Source organism: Candidatus Limnocylindrales bacterium, from assembly GCA_035571835.1.
Classification (GTDB): Bacteria; Desulfobacterota; Binatia; order UBA1149; family CAITLU01; genus DATNBU01.
On sequence record DATNBU010000013.1, the window covers coordinates 174,988 to 195,368 of the forward strand.

At 65.3% G+C, this 20,381-nt stretch carries 18 protein-coding genes; 4 read left to right on the forward strand and 14 right to left on the reverse strand.

The features are described 5' to 3' along the window. Positions 1-5: 5 nt before the first annotated feature. The 3 genes from VN634_06385 to VN634_06395 all read right to left on the reverse strand — a co-directional run bounded on the left by VN634_06385 (position 6) and on the right by VN634_06395 (position 2,975). Positions 6-911: a hypothetical protein gene (locus VN634_06385; GenBank protein ID HXC50487.1), complete on the reverse strand. Its 906-nt coding sequence runs from the start codon at positions 909-911 to the stop codon at positions 6-8. Continuing rightward, positions 908-1,711, reverse strand: coding sequence for a DUF2092 domain-containing protein (locus VN634_06390; protein HXC50488.1), 804 nt, complete (start codon positions 1,709-1,711; stop codon positions 908-910). Before VN634_06390 ends, VN634_06385 begins: the two co-directional genes overlap by 4 nt. A 118-nt stretch (positions 1,712-1,829) precedes the next feature. Then, entirely contained in the window at positions 1,830-2,975 is a 1,146-nt protein-coding gene (locus VN634_06395) for an acyltransferase (GenBank protein ID HXC50489.1), read from the reverse strand. A 112-nt stretch (positions 2,976-3,087) separates the two neighbouring features. Between VN634_06395 and VN634_06400 the strand changes: the two genes are divergently transcribed. Continuing rightward, positions 3,088-4,242 (forward strand): acyltransferase, encoded by a 1,155-nt coding sequence (locus tag VN634_06400; GenBank protein ID HXC50490.1) that lies wholly within the window; start codon positions 3,088-3,090, stop codon positions 4,240-4,242. On the opposite strand, the gene VN634_06405 is transcribed toward VN634_06400, so the two are convergent. After that, positions 4,239-5,222: an LLM class flavin-dependent oxidoreductase gene (locus tag VN634_06405; GenBank protein ID HXC50491.1), complete on the reverse strand. Its 984-nt coding sequence runs from the start codon at positions 5,220-5,222 to the stop codon at positions 4,239-4,241. The two genes, VN634_06400 and VN634_06405, sit on opposite strands and share 4 nt — an antisense overlap. Before the next feature lie 192 nt (positions 5,223-5,414). On the opposite strand from VN634_06405, the gene VN634_06410 reads away from it, so the two are divergent. After that, positions 5,415-5,747 (forward strand): hypothetical protein, encoded by a 333-nt coding sequence (locus tag VN634_06410; protein HXC50492.1) that lies wholly within the window; start codon positions 5,415-5,417, stop codon positions 5,745-5,747. 12 nt (positions 5,748-5,759) lie between these two features. Here the strand turns inward: VN634_06410 and VN634_06415 are convergent, their stop codons facing one another. From VN634_06415 to VN634_06445, 7 genes are all read right to left on the reverse strand, one after another. Beyond that, positions 5,760-7,010 (reverse strand): cytochrome P450, encoded by a 1,251-nt coding sequence (locus VN634_06415; protein ID HXC50493.1) that lies wholly within the window; start codon positions 7,008-7,010, stop codon positions 5,760-5,762. Between the two features lie 78 nt (positions 7,011-7,088). Continuing rightward, positions 7,089-7,742, reverse strand: coding sequence for a hypothetical protein (locus tag VN634_06420; GenBank protein HXC50494.1), 654 nt, complete (start codon positions 7,740-7,742; stop codon positions 7,089-7,091). Next, a complete protein-coding gene (locus VN634_06425; protein HXC50495.1) occupies positions 7,739-8,269 on the reverse strand; it encodes a hypothetical protein in 531 nt (176 codons plus the stop codon). Before VN634_06425 ends, VN634_06420 begins: the two co-directional genes overlap by 4 nt. A 43-nt stretch (positions 8,270-8,312) precedes the next feature. After that, entirely contained in the window at positions 8,313-8,978 is a 666-nt protein-coding gene (locus VN634_06430) for a hypothetical protein (protein HXC50496.1), read from the reverse strand. A gap of 62 nt (positions 8,979-9,040) precedes the next feature. Continuing rightward, positions 9,041-9,580: a bifunctional nuclease family protein gene (locus VN634_06435; protein HXC50497.1), complete on the reverse strand. Its 540-nt coding sequence runs from the start codon at positions 9,578-9,580 to the stop codon at positions 9,041-9,043. A gap of 124 nt (positions 9,581-9,704) precedes the next feature. Further along, positions 9,705-11,063 (reverse strand): VWA domain-containing protein, encoded by a 1,359-nt coding sequence (locus VN634_06440; protein ID HXC50498.1) that lies wholly within the window; start codon positions 11,061-11,063, stop codon positions 9,705-9,707. 103 nt (positions 11,064-11,166) lie between these two features. Continuing rightward, entirely contained in the window at positions 11,167-12,174 is a 1,008-nt protein-coding gene (locus VN634_06445; protein HXC50499.1) for a MoxR family ATPase, read from the reverse strand. A gap of 150 nt (positions 12,175-12,324) precedes the next feature. Between VN634_06445 and VN634_06450 the strand changes: the two genes are divergently transcribed. Both VN634_06450 and VN634_06455 read left to right on the forward strand, forming a co-directional pair. Further along, positions 12,325-13,119, forward strand: a complete 795-nt coding sequence (locus VN634_06450; protein ID HXC50500.1) for an NRDE family protein — start codon at positions 12,325-12,327, stop codon at positions 13,117-13,119. Between the two features lie 380 nt (positions 13,120-13,499). Continuing rightward, positions 13,500-14,795 carry a hypothetical protein gene (locus tag VN634_06455; protein HXC50501.1) on the forward strand — a complete coding sequence of 432 codons (1,296 nt, stop codon included), beginning with the start codon at positions 13,500-13,502 and terminating at the stop codon, positions 14,793-14,795. A 277-nt stretch (positions 14,796-15,072) separates the two neighbouring features. On the opposite strand, the gene VN634_06460 is transcribed toward VN634_06455, so the two are convergent. The 3 genes from VN634_06460 to dnaE form a co-directional block, all read right to left on the reverse strand. Further along, positions 15,073-15,627 carry a CDP-alcohol phosphatidyltransferase family protein gene (locus VN634_06460; GenBank protein ID HXC50502.1) on the reverse strand — a complete coding sequence of 185 codons (555 nt, stop codon included), beginning with the start codon at positions 15,625-15,627 and terminating at the stop codon, positions 15,073-15,075. 70 nt (positions 15,628-15,697) lie between these two features. Beyond that, entirely contained in the window at positions 15,698-16,987 is a 1,290-nt protein-coding gene (hflX, locus tag VN634_06465) for a GTPase HflX (GenBank protein HXC50503.1), read from the reverse strand. Continuing rightward, the coding region (dnaE, locus tag VN634_06470; GenBank protein HXC50504.1) for a DNA polymerase III subunit alpha at positions 16,963-20,381 on the reverse strand (3,419 nt) is incomplete at its 5' end. The genes hflX and dnaE, both read right to left, overlap by 25 nt.

Below are 20,381 nucleotides of genomic sequence, written 5' to 3' on the forward strand. Positions count from 1 at the left end.
CGTAGCTAGTATCCCGGCGGCGGAGCGACGCCGACCCACGACGGCGTGCTTCCCGAGTACGCCTGCTGGTACCACGACGAACCGCACTGCAGATAGCTTACGCCACCGACCATCACCGTGGCGCCAGCGCACGGAGGCGCGGAAACAGCCGAGTTCACAACAGCCGATCCGACGGCAGCCGCGGCGCCGACAGCCAGGCCGACCGCGAGACCTTCGCCTTCGTCCCACTCGCCGTTTCCCCAATCGTCGTCCCAGTCGCCGTTGTGATCGTGATTGTCCTCGGCGAAGTCCTGGCGATCGTCCTGACGGTTGCTGGCGGCGTTCTGGCGGTCTTCGCGCGCGCCGGTGGCGTAGTCCTGACGGTCCTGCTGGCTTCTGGTTCCCGCCTTCTGGCTGGCCGATCCGCTTCGCTGGCTCGCGGCAGCGCCGGCCTGACGGTTCTGCGATCCGGACTGCGGCACGTTCTGTACCGACGGAGGCATTGTGCGCTGCCCGGAGGATGCCGCCGGAGAACGCGAGGCACCGGGCGCCGTGCGCGAGCTCGCCGACGGTGCGGCACTCGCTCCAGGCCGAGTCGTCGAGTTGCCACCGCGACTCAACGAGTTCCCACCGCGACTCGTCGAAGCTGCGCCGCGACTCGCTGACGCTCCACTGCGACTCGCTGACGCTCCGCCGCGACTCGCGGGCGAAGCACCCGAGCGTCCGCTCGAAAGGCTTCCGCCCGACGCCGCGCCGCCGCGACTGAAACCTCCACCGGCACCGCCGCGTGAAGCGCCACCACCGCCGCGGCCTCCGCCGCCGCCGCCGCCGCCGAATCCACGCGCGAGCGCTTCGTTCGCGCCGGTCGCGAAGAGCGCGAACATGGCCATCGTCACGATCGCTGCAAATGCTCTACGGTTGCGCTGCTTCATGGCTTCTTCTCCTTGGCCGCGGTTGCAGCTTTCGGCACCGATGCGGCGATCTGAGGCGCGACCTGAGGAAGGAACGCGATCCTGTGAGCGTTCTTGTCGGCCTCGAAGCGGAACTTGGAGCTCGAGGCGCTCGGCGAGAAGTCCCAGTCCTCGAACGTCGTCGCATACTGCGGCTGCTCGTCGGCATTCTTGTATGTGATGACGACGCGCTGGAGCATCGGCGGATCGTCGACGCTCACCCAGAACTGCGCATCCACATCGGTGCCGCGCGCGGCAAAGTGGTCGGCCTCTTTGCCGAAACGATGCGTGCTCTCGACATACTCGACATCGCTGAGGCGGCTGTCGAGCTCCTGCCGGAACGTGGTCAGCAGCATTGCAGCCAATGGAAGCTGCATCTTCAGGTCCTGCCGGAAGTAACGGACGGCATCGTCGAGCGAGCCTGCCTTTTCGACCTGCGCATAGACGCCCTGGCTCGGTGTCGACACGGTGATGGACTTGCCGTCATAGAGAACGACGCTCTGTTCTCCGTCGCTGCGCTCGACGTCGATGCGAAGCGCGTCGGGACGCCGCACCAGTACCTCGCGCGTGTCGCCGAACTCGACCTTCTGGCCGGATCTCTGAACGGCGTCGTAATCACTGTGCATCCTGACGGAGAACGCCTTGGCCTTGCCGAGCGTGTCTGCCATTTCGAGCAGGCGGGCGCGCGCGGCCTCCGGAGTCACGACGGCACCTGCAGCCGCGACGCGCGACGTCGCTGCAAGAGCAACGGCGACGCAGATCGATTTCCAGTTTGAGATCATGGGACCCTCCGATATCGAGCACGCTGCGGGCTCGTAAACCCTGTTGAGTCGACTCGTTCCGTATGCAGCTATCGAGGCATAAACCCCGACTCAAGCTCGTGGCTTCTACTGCCCCTCTTCAACTCGCCGTCGCCTCGAGCCTGCGCCGCGACCAGCGCGCCGACAACTCGATTCCGGGCAATTCCAGTGCGCGATACGAGATGATGGAAATGCCTACGACGGCCGCAAGGATCACGACGGCCGCCCACGGCGCGGGCGGCAGGACCTGTTTCAGATAAATGATGATCGGCATGTGCCACAGGTACGCGCTGAAGCTGGCGAGTCCGATGATGCGAATCACGCGCAGCTTGAAGACTTCGGCGAGATAGCGGCCCGCGAGCACCGACAGCAGGAAAAGCGACCAGGCGGCGCCGTACCAGCTCACCGTCGAGCCCAGCCAGTTCGTAAACAGGGCGTGCGACGGGCCGAACGGTGCGCCGAGAAACTGCGGAGCAACAACAGCCAGCAGGAAGAAAACGCCGAGCACGTCGCATACCCAGCGCACCGGCTCCGGCACACTGTGCCGGGCAATCCACTGCCAGAGCGCCGCAGCGATCATCCCGAAAAGAAAGACCGCCAGATAGTCCGGCAGATCGATCGACAGCCTGGGCACGGCTTGCGGAGGCACGGCCCATGACGCGAAGAACAGAAACAGGGTCAGGAACACCACCGAGGCCAAAGGCCTCGAGTGGGCGATGACGTGGGTCGCGATGAGCAGTGCCGGCAGCAGCATATAGAACTTCATCTCGACCGGAATGGTCCAGAAAATCTTCTGCCCGTCGAGAAGCAACAGATGGCGAAGAATCGACGGCGGACGTGGTCCGGCGACGGCGAACGAAATGAGCGGCGCGACCGCCGCCGACAGAAGCACGATTGTATAGAGAGGATAAATTCGCAGGATGCGCCGCATGGCGTACGCGCCCCAGTAGCCGCCCGCGGTGGCCGGTTCGGGCGGGCGCTCGAGAAACTGGCGCGTGAGCAGAAACGCGCTCAGCACGAAGAACAGGTAGACGCCGAAGTTGCCGAGCCCGCGAAAATTGACCGACTGATCGAAAACAACGCCGGTCGAGCTCATATGGCTCAGCACGACGAGCAGAACCGCCATGCCGCGGATTCCCTCTAGCGGCGGAAGATAGTCTTTGCGGTGAGCGCCCGGAGTTTCGAGTGCGGCGCCGTCGGTACCAGCGGTTCCGGAAGCCGCACCGCTGGATTGAATCGGACTCATCGGCGTGTGAACGTAGCATGCACTGCGGATGACGGCCAGATTCGCCGCGCGACCGAAGACAGACCACCATGCACAGGATCGTCCGCATGCCGGCGTTCTTTCGAGGGCGCACTTGATCCCGACGAACATTGCGGGCGCTCGCGGCAGTGACAGCCGTCGCATCGGCGAGATCGACGTCCTTCGCGGCCTCGCAATCGCCGGCGTCGTGATGCGCCACGTCTCGTGGCAGCTCCTCACACCGGCAAACCTCGCTGCGCCCGGTGGAAGCGCGATTGCGATTGCATGCATTCTTTCGGACGTCGGAGTTTCGCTGTTCGTCGCCGTTTCCGCGTTCGGTCTCGCGTGGCGCTACGCGGCGCCTTTTTCCGGCGTGCGCGCGTGGCTCGGCTTCCTTGCAAGCCGCGCGTCGCGCCTGCTTCCCGCATACGTGCTGTGGAGCATCGTCAGTCTCGCGGCCCGCGACCGCGCGCTTCTGTCGTCGCCGTCCGACGTGGGCGGAGCGCTCCTGTTCGGCACCGCCGACGTGCAGTTCTACTACGTGCCGATGGTCTTCGAGCTGTACATCCTGTGGCCGCTCGTGCGGCCGCTCGCCGCCATGCGAAGCGCGCGCGGCGTGATCGTAGTGCTGGCCGCGGGGGCTGCCGTGGCTGAGCTCGTATGGCGTGCAGTGATCCCCTCGCCCTGGACTCCCCTTCTCTACTTGTCGCCGGCCGTCGCCACCGGTCTCGTACTGCCGATGCTGCTCGGAAATCCGGCGCCCGGGTCGAATCCTTTTGGCGCAGGTGCTGCACGACGGCGCGCGCTCGTGCCGATCCTGATCGCTGCCGCAGCGGCCGCACTGTTCGTCTGCGCGTCGCGCTTCTTCGCATTCGCACCGGAGGCGACGTCACGCGGCGCACTGTTCCTCGTCACGATGATGTCGGCGGCGCCGCAGGCGCTGCTCAACTGCTCGCTGATTGCGGCTCTCGCGCTGCTTGCAACGCCGCTGGCGAGGACGCGGGCCGGCGGATGGATCGCCGCGCTCGGCCGCATGTCGTACGGCGTCTTTCTCGTGCACCTGCTCGTGGCGTCGACCGTCGTCTACCGACTGTTCGCGATCGACACGGCCGCGCCGGGCGGCGCCGCCGGAACGGTTCTGCGCATGACCGGCGCGTGGCTCGCCGTGCTGCTGGTCAGTTACGCGGGCACGCTCTTGCTCGCACGCATTCCGAATCTTGCGTGGACGGTCGGACTCGAGCGCGCACCTCGGCCGGAAACGGTCGGCTAGACGTTCGGCGCGATCTGCTGCGCGAACGTCTCCATCATGCCGGGCGTCGCACGCGCCGAGATCACGTAGTGGCCGACGCCCCACTCGTCTTTTCGACGGCGCATCTCTTTCGCGCACTCGTCCGGCGTGCCGATGAGCGTGATCGGCATCTTCTTCACGTCGGCCGCGTCGAGGCCGAACAAGCCGCCGAGTGCGCCGGCAAATCCGTCGCCGTCCGATGAGGATTCGGCGATCATCGCGGTGAAGATCGTCGACGACAGCTCGATGGACGACGGATCGCGCCCCGCGCTGCGCGCCTCGCTGCGCAGGAACTCGGCGCGTTCGCGGAACGCGGCGTCGGTGGTCTTTGCGACTTCGCCGCGGTCGATCGTACCGGCCCTGCCGGTATCAACGCCGATGTTGACCATGTCCGCATGCCTCGCGGCGATTCGAAGCAGCCCTTTGCCTCCGCCGCCGAGAAGGATGGGCGGGTGCGGCCTGGTAACCGGCTTCGGCACATGGATCGCCGAGCGCAGCTTGTAGAATTCGCCGTCGAGGCTGGCCTCTTCTTCGGTCCACAGGGCCTTGATCGCCTGGATCGACTCTTCCAGCATTCGCAGGCGCGGTTTCACGTCGGGAAAGTCGGCGCCCATCATTTCGAATTCTGCGCGTGTCCATCCGGCGCCGAGCCCGAGAAGCGCACGACCGCCGCTGATGTGATCGAGCGTAGTGATCGTCTGCGCGGTCGTTCCCGGATGCCGGAACAGGTTGCAGTGGACGAGCGCGCCGATGCGGGCCTTGCTGGTCACCGCGGCCAGCGCGCCGAGCATCGTCGTTGCTTCCCACGCCAATGCCGTGCTGTCGAGGCCCGAGCCGCCCTGCTGCTCGAACGCCCAGTGGTCGGGAAGATAGATCGTCGAGTAGCCTAGCGTCTCGGCCTGCTTTGCCTGGGTGAGCATTTCGGCGGCGGGCAGTCCGACAAGGGAAATTCCAAAGTGCATGTTGCCTCTCCTGATGCGCGAATGCGGGCGTGCCTCTTCTGCTCGTTGCCAGTTGAGAAGCAAATCACGGCGCTATCGGGCCCAAAGCGCCCGTATCACCTTGTTGGCCGCGAATGAATCCGCCAGACCGGGGTCGAAGGCGAGGAATTCGCGGAAAAGCACTCGCGCCGTTTGCGGCGCGATGGAGGTTTCATGAAGACGACTACGAAGAGCCTGATCGCATCTGTGACACTGCTTGGAACGATGTCCGTCGCGAACGCATTCGCGGACGACACGACGGTCATCAAATCCAGTCCCGACAAGTACACGGAGACCCGCGAGGGCCACGGCACCAAGTACACGTATCAGTCCAATGGCGTAAAGAGTCAGGAGGCCATCCAGGGACACGGCGTGCAGGCGAAGACCACGTCCAACGGCGTTACCACCAAGCAGGTCTACCAGGACAAGAACTGCCAGCAGAAGTCGGTCGACAACGCTGCAACCGGCGAAACCAAGGTCGTGTCCGAAGGGAACTGTACGCCGTAACGGCGTAGGCAGTCACCGGGCTCCCGCGAACCCGACCGGCAGCTTGCCGAGCACACGGAACAGCGACGAGCCCCAAGTCCGGTCGTCCCCGGCAAGCTCGAGCCCGCGCACGCGGCGCACGAGCGCGCCGATGGCGACCTGGGTTTCCATGCGCGCCAGATGCGCGCCGAGACAGAAGTGCGCGCCTCCGCCGAACGACAGGTGATCGTTGTCGGCGCGGCAGATGTCGAACGTATCCGGATCGCGAAAATGCGCCGGATCGTGATTGGCCGCGGCAAGCAGGCAGACGACGGCGCGGTTCGCCGGAATCACCTTGTCGCCCATCGGCGTGTCTTCGCGCGTGATGCGGACCGTCAACATGATCGGTCCGTCGTAACGCAGGCATTCTTCGACCGTGCCTGCGATCAATGAGGGATCGGCTTCGAGCAGGCGCAGCTGATCCGGATTGCGAAGCAGCGCATGCACGCCGTTGCCGATCAGGCCGATGGTGGTCTCGAAGCCGGCGATGAGGAGGCCGATCGCCTGCGATAGCAGCTCCTCACCGGTCAGGCGGTCGCCGTCTTCCTCCGCCCGCACGAGATCGCTCAGGATGTCTTCGCGCGGCGAACGGCGCCTCTCGCCGATCAACTCGGTGAAATAGGCTGCAAGCTCGCCGGCCGCCGCAAGCCCGCGCTTTACAACCGCAGGCTCCGACAACAGCGCGGCCAGCAGATGGGTAGCCGCCGACGTCCATTCCGCGAACTTCGCGCGATCGGCAGAAGGAACGCCCATCATCTCGCAGATCACGGTGGACGGAACGGGCAGCGCCAGGTCGGAGATCACGTCCATCGACCCGCGCTCGAGAATCCCGTCGATCTGTTCGGAGACGATTTCCTCGGTACGGGCGCGAAGCCGTTCGGTCGCGCGCGGCCGGAACGCCACGCTCATCAGCTTGCGAAGCCGCGTGTGGTTGGGCGCATCCTGCTGAAGGATGAACTTGCCCGGCAGGCTCTCGTTCGGCGACTGCGCCGAGCCGAAGATGCTGCCGTCGGCAAATCGCACGCCCGAAGGCACCTCGCGCAGCATCCGCACGACGTCTTCGTAGCGGGTCAGGCGCCACAGGCCGATCGGCGTTTCGTTGATCGGGTCGTACTCGCGAAGCCGCGCCAGCAGTGCGTACGGATCGTCCTGCTTGGCGATCAGCGGCGGAAAGACTCCGAGCCACGGGTCGGACTTCCACGATTCGTCGACTTCAACCGAAAGTGCGGATTCGACTTGCGCCATGGCGAGATCCCTCTCAGCGTGCCGGCCTGTGCGACGCCGGGACAACAGCACCGGCCCTGCCCGGCTGCAAGCGACCGTTCAGCCCCGTTCGAACGAGCGCGCGTCATCCGGCTTCGCGTGCCGCACGCGCGCCGCAATCCTCAGCGACATGGCAAGCACGAGGATCGCAATGAAGACGTGGTACTCGAGCGTCGGATGCGCCGTCTGTTTGCGGCCCACGCTGTCGACGAGGCACAGGAAGAAGATCGACCAGACGACGAAAACCCCGGTCGTGTGCAGCCGACTCCATTGTGTCGGAGTCATCGCACGCTTCAGGCGGTCGAACGACGTCACCGTCATCATCGCAACCAGAACCAGACCCGGGATGCCGATCGCGAAGTCCGCCCACGTGACCATCGGCGGTCGTTCGGGAGCATAGATCACGAACATTCGCAGGATCAGTGCGACGTGCATCGACATGCTGATGCCGAACGTGACGCCTAGCTCGCGGCGATGCTGGACGAGCCACGTACTGACGGCGCCCGGTGCGAGGCGCGCGAGCGGCGACGCGACGAATGCCAGCAGGAAATAGAAGAACGAGACGCGTGCGGTCACGCGCAGCGCGAGCTCGACGCCGTCGGAACCGGTGCCCCACAGACGAAGCACGAGGAGCGCGATCGCCGCGTTGACGATCGATGCGGCCGCTATGAACGAAGCGAGCCGAAGCTGCGGGGACGGGCGGCTGCCCGTCACTCGCGAACTTCGACGCTCGTGATCGCGATATTCGCGTTGGTCGGAGCGCCCGCGGCGTTGGTCGCGTCCAGCAGCTGGACACAGAAGTAACCGACTGCGGTGATGCCGTCCTCGCAGAACGTGATGCCGCGGAACTCTTCCGACGTGCGGAAGCCGCAGCGCACGACGTCTCTCGGTGCCGGGAAGCTGTCGTCGTTCGAGATCCGGATGTCGAGAGCGGCTGCTACTCCCGGATCCGAACCGGTGTGTTCGCTTTCGAGAGTGGCGTCGACGAGCACGGTGCAGTCGAGATCGTCGCCGTGGCCGATCCAGTCGCCGTCGTGGAAATAGCCTCCGAGCGAAAAGTGCAGGGAGTTGAGGTCGGTCTGGCTGAGAACCGAAACCGTCACGTCATAGATGTTGGGGTCTTCGTCGCCTCCCCCGCAGCCGTTCGAAAGTCCGGTCGCGAAGACCGCGGCCGCCGACCACACCACCGCGCGACACAGCCTCGCGCGCAACGACAGCTCGTTCGTCCTGATGATACCCATTGGCCCGCCCTCCTTGCGGCACCCGCCCCCACCGGCGAATGCGTTACTTCAAGGCCTGAATGCGTCGCTCGATCTGGGATGAATCCCCCGTCGAACCTTCGATCTCCAGCAGTTTCTGCAGAGTCGCGATGGCCGTGGCCTTGTCCCCGGCCTGTTCCGCCAGGCGTGCGCGATCGCTCAGACCCGCCTTGCGATAGGGACCGTCGATGGCCGAGGCCTGCTCGAGCGCGACGGCGGCCTCGGGGGCCTTGCCCGCCTTCTCCAGCGCTGCGGCCTTTCCCATCAGGCCGATCTGGCGAAGGTACTCGGTCGGCGCGGCGGCAACGAACTGGTCGTAGTTGACGATCGCCTCCTCGTAGCGCCCTGCATCCGAGGCGATGTTGGCCAGGTAGAGCGTCGACAGCGGCTTGTACGGGCCCGCATTGCTGCGCCCGGGGATGCTCTTGAGGTCGAGCTCGGCCGGCCCGGTCGAGCCGGCTTCGAGGTCGGAGATCGCGCTCGCAAACGCGGTTGCGGCGGCGCGGCCCTGGGAGACGTAATAGCTCGATCCGAGCGTGATGATCGCGAAAAGCGCGACCAGACCGCCACCTACGGCAATGACCTGTGAGCGGTTGCTCTCGAAGTACTCGCGGGCTTCCGCGATCGCTTCGAAAAACGGGTCGGGCTGTTTGAGCTGCTGTTGAACCTGACGACGGTCGGATGCGGCCATGGCGCCCTCTTAAAGCGGTACCCGATCAATTCCAAATCGGCCAGGCCGGCGCCGGGCGATGGCTACATCTTGTATTTGAAGTCGTTGGGATCGAGATTCTCAAGGATCTCGTTCCATTCTTCGCGGTCCACATCCGACAGGTCGAGCGTTCCATCGGCCTCGGCAGACTCGTCCTCGTCGGACTGCTCGTCCTTGCTGCTCGAAGCAACGATCACGTCACGTGACACGAAGATCGGGCAACCGGTGCGCAGCGCCAGCGAAATCGCGTCGCTCGGGCGGGCGTCCAGGGCGTGTTTTCGCCCGCCCACCATGAGCTCGATCTCGGCGTAGAAGGTGTTCTCGCGAAGGTCGGTGACGACAATGCGGGAGACGGACGCGCCCACTTCCTCGACGATGCGTTTGAGAAGGTCGTGCGTCATGGGCCTGGCCATCTTGACGCCCTCGAGCTCGGTCGCCATCGCCGTGGCCTCGAGCAGCCCGACCCAGATGGGAAGCGTGAGCTCGTCGCGCTCGTCCTTGAGCAGCACCACCGGCGTCTTGGTCACCGGGTCGAGCGTCACGCCGCCAACCGTCATCTGAACGAGGTTCTTGTCGTCTTGCACAGTGGGGAAATCATGGACCGCGGGGAGAGGACCGTCAACTGTGTCTCGATATGGTGATGCCGATGACACGCCGCCGGGACTGGCCGGACGGTAAACATCAGAGTCCGCAGCGCCCCGATATCTTCTATTTGGCGATGAGCAGGTCGACGACCTTGTAGAGCTGGCGCAGGTTGCGGCACTCCTCGACGAAGTCGCAGCTCTTGCCGTAAAGGTTCATTTCGCTGTCGCCGAAGCCCCACGTCGACTGGTTCTCGGGGTTCAACCAGATCACCTGCTTCGCCCGCTCCTTGATCTCGCGCAGCACCCATTCCTGGGGCGCGTTGTAGTTGTTGCGGGCGTCGCCGAGGATCAGCACCGTCGTCCTACTGTCGACGGCCTCGATGTGGTCGCGGTGGAACTGCGTGAACGCCTTCCCGAAGTCGGAGTGCGCATACACGTTGACGACGTCGCCGTTGATCGCCTTCTGGATCGCCGACTGGATATCGTTGTCCTTGAACAGCCGAGTCACTTCGGCCAGATCGGCGACGAACACGTACGAGCGCACGCGCGAATACATGTCCTGCAGCGAGTGCACGAACTGCAGCATGAAGCGCGACACGTTGCGGACCGAGTCCGACACGTCGCACAGCACGATGACCTGCGGGCGCTCCTTCCTGCGGTCGTCCCAGCGGATGCGGAACGGAACGCCGCCGAACTCCATCGAGCGGCGGATCGTCTCGCTCACGTCGAGGCGGCCGCGCTTGGTCTGGCGGAAGCGCACGGCCATCACGTTCTTGAGCCGCCGAGCCAGTGACGCGACGGCGTCGCGCATCTGGCGGATCTCGGTCGGCGACAGATAGTAAAAGCTCTTCTCGAGCAGGCGCTCGCGATCCTTCTGCCGGTCTTCCTGGCGGTGCTGCTGGTCCTTGTCGAGACGCAGCAGCCCCTTGAGCATGTCGTCGAGCTCCTTGCGGCGGCGCTCGAGGTAACGGCGAAGGCGGTCGATCTCTTCTTCGCTGTCGCCCTGCTCTCTTGCAAGGTCGAGGATCTGGTCGAAGTCGGACCCGATGTCGGCGGCGCCGAGCATTTCCATCATCTGGCGATTGGCGCCCGGCGGAACGTAGTTGGTCTCGGTTCGCGGCAGCTTGCCGGACTCCATGAGCTCGCGAAGGATGCGCTCCATCTCGCCGGCATCCTGCATCGCAAGCGCGCGTGCGAGCTCGGAGATGTCGAGATCGGTATTCTTCAGCAGCTCGGCGAGCTTCTGCAGCAGGTCCTGCAGCTCCTCCTGGGACAGCGGCTGCGCGGCAGCTCCGGCTTCTCCCGCCGCGCGAACGACCTGGCCGACGCCCGAGAAGAACACATCGAACAGCTCATCGTAGATCGGAACGTCCGACGAGCGCTTCACCATCGCCGTGCGAAGCGCGATCTTGAACGTGCCGCGATGCCCGATCCCGGTCGTCCCGACCGCCCGCAGCGCATCGAGCGTCTCCGCCGTCGACACCCGCACGCCGCTCCGCCGCAAGAGCCCCGCAAACTCAACGATCCGATCGTCCACCGCTATTTCCAAAAAGGGGACAGGTACATTTAAAAATCCCCTTTGTTTTTCAGTGCAGCAGGTCGCTGCCGTCCGTGGGTTCGGCCGGCGCCGCGGCCGCCGCGGCTTCCTTTGCCTTGAGCTCGGCCTTCCTTCGCTCGAGGAACGTCGCCAGCTCCTTCTCGGTCTTGCGGAGGTCGCCCTCGTACTTCGCGATCGTCGACAGCGTGTTGCGCACGATCTCGTCGCCGAGCCCCTTCGCGTTCATGATGACCAGCGCCTTCGCCCAGTCGAGCGTCTCGGAGATGCTCGGCTTCTTCTTCATGTCGAGCTTGCGCATCGCCTGGATGAGCGCAGCCACGTCCTGCGCGAGCGCTTCGCTCGCCTCGGGCACCTTGAGCCGGATGATCTCGAGCTCGAGATCCGAGCTCGGAAAGTCGATGTACAGATGGAGGCAGCGGCGCTTGAGCGCGTCCGACATCTCTCGCGCGTTGTTGCTGGTCAGCAGCACGATCGGAATGTGGATCGCTTCGATCGTGCCGATCTCGGGCACCGTCACCTGGAAGTCGCTCAGGATCTCGAGCAGGAACGCCTCGAACTCGGCGTCGGCCTTGTCGATCTCGTCGATCAGCAGCACCGATCGCGTCTCCGACTGGATCGCCTGCAGCAGCGGCCGCGGCAGGATGAACCGGTTCGAGAAGAACACGTCATCCTGGGCCGTGATGCGGTCGACCGCTTCGGACAGCGACGCGGCGCCCGAGGTGACCTCGCTGATCTTCTCCTTGAGCACCTGCGTGTACAGGAGCTGCTTGGCGTACTCCCATTCGTACAGCGCCTTGGCCTCGTCGATGCCTTCGTAGCACTGCATGCGGATCAGCTTGGCGCCGAGCCCGGCGGCGATGACCTTGGCCAGCTCGGTCTTGCCGACGCCCGCGGGTCCCTCGACGAGCAACGGCTTGCCGAGACGCGTCGCCAGGTAGACCACCGTCGCGATGTTGTCGTCGCAGATGTAGTTCTGCTCAGCCAGGCGCTTCCTGACGTCGCTGATCGAATCGAATGCTGCATCCGGTGAAACCAAGGCTGTGCTCCCGTCCCTGCGGGCCGGCGCAAGCTGCGCCGGACGAGCGGACGCCGCGGAAAAAGCGGTGCGGGACGCTTAACACTTGGGTTGCGGGAGGGCAAAACTTCCGGATTTCGTCTCGGCACTTTCGTTGGCTAAGGTTCGCGCGTGTGCACTCTTGCCGTCTACCGCCGCGTCTCGCCGCGTTATCCGCTGATCGTCGTCGCCAATCGCGATGAGTTTCTGGGGCGCGCCTCGGCACCGCCCGCGCTCTGGACGGATCCGCCGCACGTCGTTGCGGGGCGCGATCTTGTGGCCGGCGGAACGTGGCTCGGCTGCCGCATCGACGGGTCAGGCAGGATCGTCGGGCTGCTCAACAGACGTCCGGCCGTCGACAAGCCCGCATCGGGGCCCGGCGAACGTTCGCGCGGTCTGCTCTGCATCGAAACGCTGGCAGCGAAGACCATCGATGACGCTGTCGATGCACTCGACGAAACCGAAGCCGTGCGCTACGGCGGGTTCAACCTGTTTATTGCCGATCTCGATCAGGCGCTCGTGCTCGACAACGGCCGCGGCGTGCGGCGCGTATCGCTCGAGAGCGGGTTGTCGGTACTGACGAACCTCGACCTGAACGATCCGCGCTGCCCGCGTCTTGCCGGCGCGAGCCGCCGGTTCGGCGCCCTCTCGCCGTTACTCGAACGCGGCGCCGAGGTCGACGAGATCGTGCCCGCGCTGGCTGCCGTACTATCGAGCCATGAAGCCGGCGACGTTTCGGAGGTGCCGGACGACCCCGCGCTGACGGCGCTCGGCGGCCCGCTTCCGTTCTCGAAGATCTGTGTGCACGTCGGCGATTACGGAACACGGTCGTCCTCGATGATCTTCGTCAGCCCCGATGGCAGCGTCCGCTATTTTCATGCCGAGGGACCGCCGTGCACGGCCGAATTCCGGCCGGTCGAGTATTGACGCCGTTGTTGCGACGCAAGTACGGCCAGCCCGGCTATGTCGCTGCTGCACGAACATTCCGCGGGGAATGTGACCCAGGTTTCGTCCGATGCATCAGCGTTCAGAGTGATCGGTGTTTTCAGCACCTGCACCGGTGTGGGCGATGGCAACGGGCGCGAGATTTGTCGAATACGGTCGGGCGACGTCACCGGGACGGCAAGATCGAGAGTGCCCTGCTCAACCTCGCGCACTGATCTGGTCGCGTCCTGCCGGGCGAATCACGGCCGCGCTATGCTACTTTTGTTATGGAAGCGTCGTCGCGATGTCGGTGCGAACTGGAACATGGGTAACGAATCAGACCGAGTACATGGGTAACAGTCACCCGTGTTACAAGCGTCGTCATGACGACATCCTTCGACAGCATTGCAAGTCTCTCCGAAAAGGAACTGCTTGATCACTTCGAGTGCCTGGTCGCACGCGACCGTCGTACGACTGCGGCGCTTCTCGTCGCGATCGCCGAGATCGACGAGCGCAAGCTCTGGGCGAGACATGCCTGCTCCTCCATGTTCAGCTTCTGCATGGAGCGCTTCCACATGTCGGAGCAGGTAACGGCCAAGCGACTCTGGGCTGCGCGCACGGCGCGCCGCTTTCCGGTCGTCCTGGACCTGGTTGCACGCGGCGAGCTGCATCTGAGCGCGATCCATCTGCTTGCAAGGCATCTGACGGCCGAGAACCACCTGCGAGTGCTCGAACGCGCCCGGCACAAGAGCACGCGTGAGGTGAGGCGGCTGGTTGCCGAGCTCGCGCCGCGAGCGGATGTGGCGTCGCGTGTTCGGGCGATGCCCGGGCGTCGCGCAGGGTGCGCGGGGAACAATGGGCCGGCGGTGGCGGCGCTAACGTTGGCCGGCGGTTGTTCGCCGGGTCACGAGGAGGCCGGCGGTGCGAGCGATCGGCCGTCGGTCGCGACCAACGGGACTTCGATGGATCGTGAACACGCCGGTGGTGCCAGCGAACGGCTGGCTTCCGCCAACAGCGAGGTGCTCGGCGTCGCGATCGCTCCACGTTCAGCGCCGCGGGCACCAGTGACGAAGCCGATCGTTCCGCTCAGCCCGCGTCGTTACAAGATCGAGATCACCGTAGACGAAGCCACGCACGACAAGCTCCGGTCGCTACAGGATCTGCTCGGCCGGTCGGCGACCGGTCGCGATGCGGCCGCGATCATCAGTCGTGCGATCGACGTGCTGCTCGTCCGGACACTCGCGCGCAAGGTAGGCTCGACCGACCGACCGAAGTCGACGACGCCGACGAAGGAAAAACGCACCGATCGGCCGGGCTCAACGCGCGCGGCCGATACAGCCGCTTCGCAGCGAGCACAACGATCCCGGACCATCCCGGCGGCAGTGCGGCGCGACGTATGGCGACGCGACGCGGGACGTTGCTGCTACGTGGATGGACGAGGACGTCGCTGCCGTGAGACGAGCAATATCGAGTTCCACCACAAAGCTCCTTTCGCGATGGGCGGACCTCCTACGCCCGAGAACATCGAACTGCGCTGCGCGTCGCACAACCAGTATCAGGCCGATCTCGACTTCGGCCGCGCCTTCATGGACGCGAGGCGCGGCAATCTCGCCGACGCGCAAACATTCCCCGGGGAATGTCGTGCCGTCGACCGCCAGGGCATGGAGGCCGCTCCGTGAAGACATCGTCGGAGTTCGGATCTTGTCGATGTAAATGGTCCTGGTAGCGAAGGCGCACGCGAATTCCTCGGGCGTTCGGGTCGCCGAACATACCGACGACCGTCTGCTCGGAACCGAAACCACCGAGCTACAGGAATCAGACAGGCAACGGCGAGGTGCGACGCGGCGTCCGAAGGCACTCCTGCGTTATCGGTGCCTTCGCCGCGTCGGGCCATACGCTCGCGGCCAGGTTCCCGCCAGAGACGATCTCCCGTAGCGGGTCAACGCCCGCCTCTCGTCAGCTCTCCGTCTCCGACGCCGCGTACCACCGCATCCCGCGCAGCACATACCCGCCGCCGGAGACGAAGCTCGCGAGCCCGGTCGCGATGAACACGCAGTTCAGCACGAATGTTGGCACGTCCCACCACGCCGCGAGATCGACCAGCACGAGCGTCACCGAAAGGATCTGCGTGAACGTGGTCAGCTTCCCCGACAGCGACGGCTTCATCTCCATCGACTTGCCGACGATCGCAGCCGTCAGCAGGAAGCCGCCGAGAATGACGACGTCGCGGGTGATCACGACGATCATCAGCGGGCGCGGGACGAGGCCCATGATGCCGAGCGCGATGAACGAGCTCACGACGAGCAGCTTGTCGGCGAGCGGGTCCATGTGCGCGCCGAGCTCGGTGCGCATGTTGAACATGCGGGCGACCATGCCGTCGATGGCGTCGGTGATGCCGGCGGCGATGAAGACGGTCAGCGCCCAGTCGTTCTCGCCTTCGACGAGCAGCGAAAGGAAAACGGGAACGGCAAAGATCCGCAGCAGGGTAAGGACGTTGGGAATGTTGAACATCGCGGCTGCGGGTGGCGAGCGGCACCGGGTCGCGCGACCCGGTCATCCATAGAGTGCGCCAGAGTGCGCCTCAGGCGCGCCGGACGTCGTAGCCTTCCGCTCCGATCATCTGCTCGAGCTGGCCAGCCGCTTTCGAGCTGAGCCACACTACGACGCGCGTGCCGTCTTCCTGCCCGGACTCCTCTACTACACGCCCATGACTGTGCAGCCAAGCGCGCGTGCGACCGTCACCGTGCGGCACGACGACCGCAAGCTTCTCTTCGACGGGCACGAATGCCTTGTCGAATGCGGCCAGCAGCGACGCGATCCCCTCGCCCGTCAGCGCAGAGACTGTGATTGCGCCGGGCGGCGGCTCGGCAGCGCCGGCAAGGTCGCACTTGTTGTAGACAACGAGACGCGGGCGGTTCGCCGCGCCCAGCTCTTCGAGGATCGAATCGACGACCGCGCGGCGTCCGTCGACGTCGACCGACGCGGCGTCGACCACGTGGACGACGAGATCCGCATCGACGACCTGCTCGAGCGTGCCTTTGAACGCCGCCACCAGCTCGTGCGGCAGCTTGGAGACGAAACCGACCGTGTCGACGAGCATCACGATCCGGCCCGACGGCAGCTCGAGGCGCCGCGTCGTCGTATCGAGCGTCGCGAACAGCTGGTCGGCCACGTAGACGCCGGCTTCGGTAAGCCGGTTCATCAGCGAAGACTTGCCGGCATTCGTATAGCCGACCAGTGCGATCACCGGATACGGAACCGCCTCCCGCTCGCGGCGGTTGAGCTTGCGGGTGCGGTCGACTTCCTCGAGCCGATCCTTGAGCTTGTCGATGCGGTCGCGCACCTGGCGGCGGTCGGACTCGAGCTGGGTTTCGCCGGGCCCGCGCGTACCGACGCCGGCCTTCATGCGCGAAAGATGCGACCACGCCCGCGTAAGGCGCGGCAGCATGTACTGGAGCTGCGCGAGCTCGACCTGCAGCTTGCCGGCACGGGTCTGCGCGCGAAGCGCGAAGATGTCGAGGATGAGCTGGCTGCGGTCGAGCACCTTGATCGGCAGCGCGCCGGCCGGCAAGTCTTCCGAAAGCGTCTTCTCGAGGTTGCGGCGCTGCGCCGGCGTCAGCGGATCGTCGAAGATCACGACTTCCGCGTTCTTGTCGGCGACGATGCTCTTGAGCTCCTCGACCTTGCCGCTTCCGATGCGCGTCGCGGCCGACAGCTTCTTCATCTGCTGGCTGATGCTGTCGACTACGTCGAGCCCGGCCGTTTCGGAAAGAAGCGCGAGCTCCTCCAGCGACTCCGCAGCATGCGTCGAATCGTGGCCGGCCCAAACGAGGACCGCGCGCTCCCTTACGACGCGTGTCTCGTATTCCATCGGGCCTCCCTCTGCGGCTCCTCGAGCACGCCTCGCAGCGTAACCGAGCCTTCGCCGAGCAGCGAGAGCGCCGCCTGGATAAGTCCGTCGGTCGGATCGATCGCGAGCTCGGCGGCAAGCTCGATCTCCGTCTCGGCGACTCCCTTGCGCACGATCTGCAGGTACGAGCGGCATTTTCCGGGGTAGCGCCGCAGCAGCGACGCCAGCGAATCCATCACGCCGATCGCAACCGTGCTGGTGTCGACCCGCAGCGTGATCTGCTGCGCGGCTTTTCGGCGCGCTTCGGGAAGCGGCAGCACCTCGTCGGCGATGATCTGCGCCTTGCGCGAATAATCGGGCGAGCCTTCCTCGTATTCGGCCTCTACCCCTGCGCCGCCGGCGTCGCCCAGCTCGAGCCTGCCGAGCACGATCACCGGCTCGCGGCCGACGATCGCCGTCTCGCAGCGGCGGTAACAGTCGGGCCATGCGATCACTTCGACGAGGCCGTCGCGGTCCTCGATGTTGAACGTCGCGTAACGTTCGCCTTTCTTGCTGTTCTTCCGGCGCACCGTGTTGGTCACGCCGGCCACGCGAACGTTGCTGCTGTCGCGCAGCGCCGGAACTTCGGCACTCGGCGTCGCCTTGAGAAGCTCGAGGTCATGCTTGTAGCGGTCGAGCGGATGGCCGGAGATGAAAAAGCCGACCGCATCGTGCTCGAACCCGAGCACTTCGAGCGCGTCGTACTCGGCCACGATCGGCAGCGGCGGTTCCGGCTGCGTGGCCCCGAGCGAAGTGCCGCCGAACAGTCCGATCTGGCCGACGCTGCGATCCTCGCGCACGCGCTCGGCCCATGCCGCCGCCGCATCGATGCCGGCCAGCAGCCGCGCGCGCGACGGATCGATGCTCGCCATCGCGCCGGCCTTGATCAGGCTCTCGATGCTGCGCCGGGTGATCTGCGACCCGCTCGCGCGAAGGCAGAAGTCGCCGAGGCTCTTGAACTCGCCGTCGGCGCGGGCCTGCGTGATCAGCTCGACCGCCTTCTGCCCGAGGCCTTTGACCGCGCCGAGACCGAAGCGGATGCCGGCTGCGCTTACGGTGAAGTCTTCCTGGCTTTCGTTGACGTCGGGCGGGAGCACCCGGATGCCGTGCTCGCGCGCATCGGCGAGGTTCTTGTACGTGCTGTCGGCCGAACCCATTTCGAGCGTCAGCAGCGCGGCGAGAAATTCCTTCGGATAATGGGCCTTCAGCCACGCGGTCTGGTACGTGACCATTGCGTACGCGGCCGAGTGCGACTTGTTGAAGCCGTACGCGCCGAACGTTTCCATCTGCTCGAACAGTTCGAGCGAGACGGCCTCGACGCGCTCCGCCTTCTTCGCGCGCTCGAGGAAGATCTCCTTCTCGCGGCGCATGTCCTCGAGCTTCTTCTTGCCCATCACCTTGCGCAGCGTATCGGCCTGTCCGAGCGTGTAGCCGGCGTAGACCTGCGCGATCTGCATGACCTGTTCCTGGTAGACGATGACGCCGTGCGTATCGCGAAGAACCGGCTCGAGCAGCGGATGAAGGTACTTGACGGTGGTCTTGCCGTTCTTGCGGTCGACGTACTGGTCGACCATGCCGCTGTCGAGCGGCCCGGGCCGGTACAGCGCCAGCGCGGCGATCAGGTCTTCGAAGCAGCTCGGCTTCATGCGTGTCAGCAGCTTGCGCATGCCGCCGCTTTCGAGCTGGAAGATCCCGACCGTGTCGCCGCGCGTGATCAGGCGGTACGGCGCGGGGTCGTCGAGCGCGAGCGACGTCACGTCGATCTCGCTGCCGGTGGTCTCGCGCACGCGCCTGACAGCGTCGGCGATCAGCGTCAGCGTCTTCAACCCGAGGAAGTCGAACTTGATGAGACCGATCGCTTCGACGTCGGGGCCGGAGAACTGCGTGATGACGGTGCCGTCCTTGTCGACGAACAGCGGAACGTCTTCGACCAGCGGCCGGTCCGAGATCACGATGCCGGCTGCGTGCTTGGACACGTGGCGCGCGAGGCCTTCGAGCTTGATCGCGTACTCGAACAGCTTCGCCTCGCGCTCGCCCGAATCGCGCAGCTCGCGCAGCTTCGGCTCCATCTCGAGGGCTTCTTCGAGCGGCACGTCGCGGCCTTGCTTGGAGGCCGGGTAGAGCTTGCAGATCCGGTCGGTCTCTCCGAACGTGAAGTCGAGCACGCGCCCGACGTCGCGCAGCGCCGCCTTCCCCTTCAGCGTCCCGAACGTGATGATGTGCGCGACCTTGTCCTCGCCATATTTCGCGCGAACGTAGTCGAGCACTTCTTCGCGGCGCTCGTAGCAGAAGTCGACGTCGATATCGGGCATCGAGACGCGCTCGGGATTCAGGAAGCGCTCGAACAGCAGGTTGTACGGAAGCGGATCGATGTCGGTGATGCGCATCGCGTACGACACGAGGCTTCCGGCCGCCGATCCGCGTCCCGGTCCCACGGGGATCCCCTGCTCTTTCGCCCAGTTGATGAAGTCGGCGACGATCAGGAAGTAGCCGGAGAACTTCATCTGCTGGATCATCGCGATCTCGGACTCGAGCCGTGTGCGGTAGGCGTCCTCGTCGAGCGATCGCGAGTTGGTTCTGGCCGTCGCGAGCCTTTCGTCGAGCCCGCGCCGGGCGTCTTCGGCAAGCACGTCGTCGAGGCTTCGCCCGGCGGGAACCTGGTAGACCGGGAACTTGTTGTTGCCGAAGCTCATGTCGAGGTTGCAGCGCTCGGCCAGGCGAACCGTCTCCTCGACGGCCTCGGGCGCGTGCGGGAACGCCGACACCATGTCCTCGTAGCCTTTGACGAACAGCTGGTCGGTGCCGAACTTCCAGCGCGTCTCGTCGCTGAGGCTCTTTCCGGTCTGCACACACAGGAGCACCTCGTGGGCGACGTGGTCGTCGTGCTCGAGGTAGTGACAGTCGTTGGTCGCGACCAGCGGGATACCCATCTCCTTCGACCACGGGATCAGCACGTCGTTGACGGCGCGCTGCTCGGCGAGATGGTTGTCCTGGATCTCGAGGTAGTAGCGGTCGCCGAAAAGAGTCGAGTACTCTTCGATTGCGGCGCGCGCGCGGTCGAGCCGGTCGGCATTGATTGCGGTGGCGACCTCGCCCGCAAGGCAGCCCGACAGGCAGATCAGCCCCTCGTTCCACTCGCGCAGCAGCTCCTTGTCGATTCGAGGCTTGTAGTAGAAGCCGTCCTTGTAGCTCTGCGACACGAGGCGCGAGAGGTTCGCATAGCCGGCGCCGTTCATCGCGAGCAGGATCAGGTGGTTGTTGCCGGCGCGCTCGAAGTCGGCCGCGGCAACGGCGGACCGCTCGAGGCGGCTTCGCGGCGCGACGTACACCTCGCAGCCGATGATCGGCCGGATGTCGTGCTTGCGCGCGGCCTTGT

Excerpts from the sequence above, each read along its gene's own strand:
- VN634_06425 (HXC50495.1), bottom strand. The coding sequence starts at position 8,269 with ATGGGTATCATCAGGACGAACGAGCTGTCGTTGCGCGCGAGGCTGTGT.
- hflX (HXC50503.1), bottom strand. The coding sequence starts at position 16,987 with ATGGAATACGAGACACGCGTCGTAAGGGAGCGCGCGGTCCTCGTTTGG.
- VN634_06460 (HXC50502.1), bottom strand. The coding sequence starts at position 15,627 with ATGTTCAACATTCCCAACGTCCTTACCCTGCTGCGGATCTTTGCCGTT.
- VN634_06405 (HXC50491.1), bottom strand. The coding sequence starts at position 5,222 with ATGCACTTTGGAATTTCCCTTGTCGGACTGCCCGCCGCCGAAATGCTC.
- VN634_06455 (HXC50501.1), top strand. The coding sequence starts at position 13,500 with ATGACGACATCCTTCGACAGCATTGCAAGTCTCTCCGAAAAGGAACTG.
- VN634_06415 (HXC50493.1), bottom strand. The coding sequence starts at position 7,010 with ATGGCGCAAGTCGAATCCGCACTTTCGGTTGAAGTCGACGAATCGTGG.
- VN634_06390 (HXC50488.1), bottom strand. The coding sequence starts at position 1,711 with ATGATCTCAAACTGGAAATCGATCTGCGTCGCCGTTGCTCTTGCAGCG.
- VN634_06395 (HXC50489.1), bottom strand. The coding sequence starts at position 2,975 with ATGAGTCCGATTCAATCCAGCGGTGCGGCTTCCGGAACCGCTGGTACC.
- VN634_06430 (HXC50496.1), bottom strand. The coding sequence starts at position 8,978 with ATGGCCGCATCCGACCGTCGTCAGGTTCAACAGCAGCTCAAACAGCCC.
- VN634_06385 (HXC50487.1), bottom strand. The coding sequence starts at position 911 with ATGAAGCAGCGCAACCGTAGAGCATTTGCAGCGATCGTGACGATGGCC.
- VN634_06410 (HXC50492.1), top strand. The coding sequence starts at position 5,415 with ATGAAGACGACTACGAAGAGCCTGATCGCATCTGTGACACTGCTTGGA.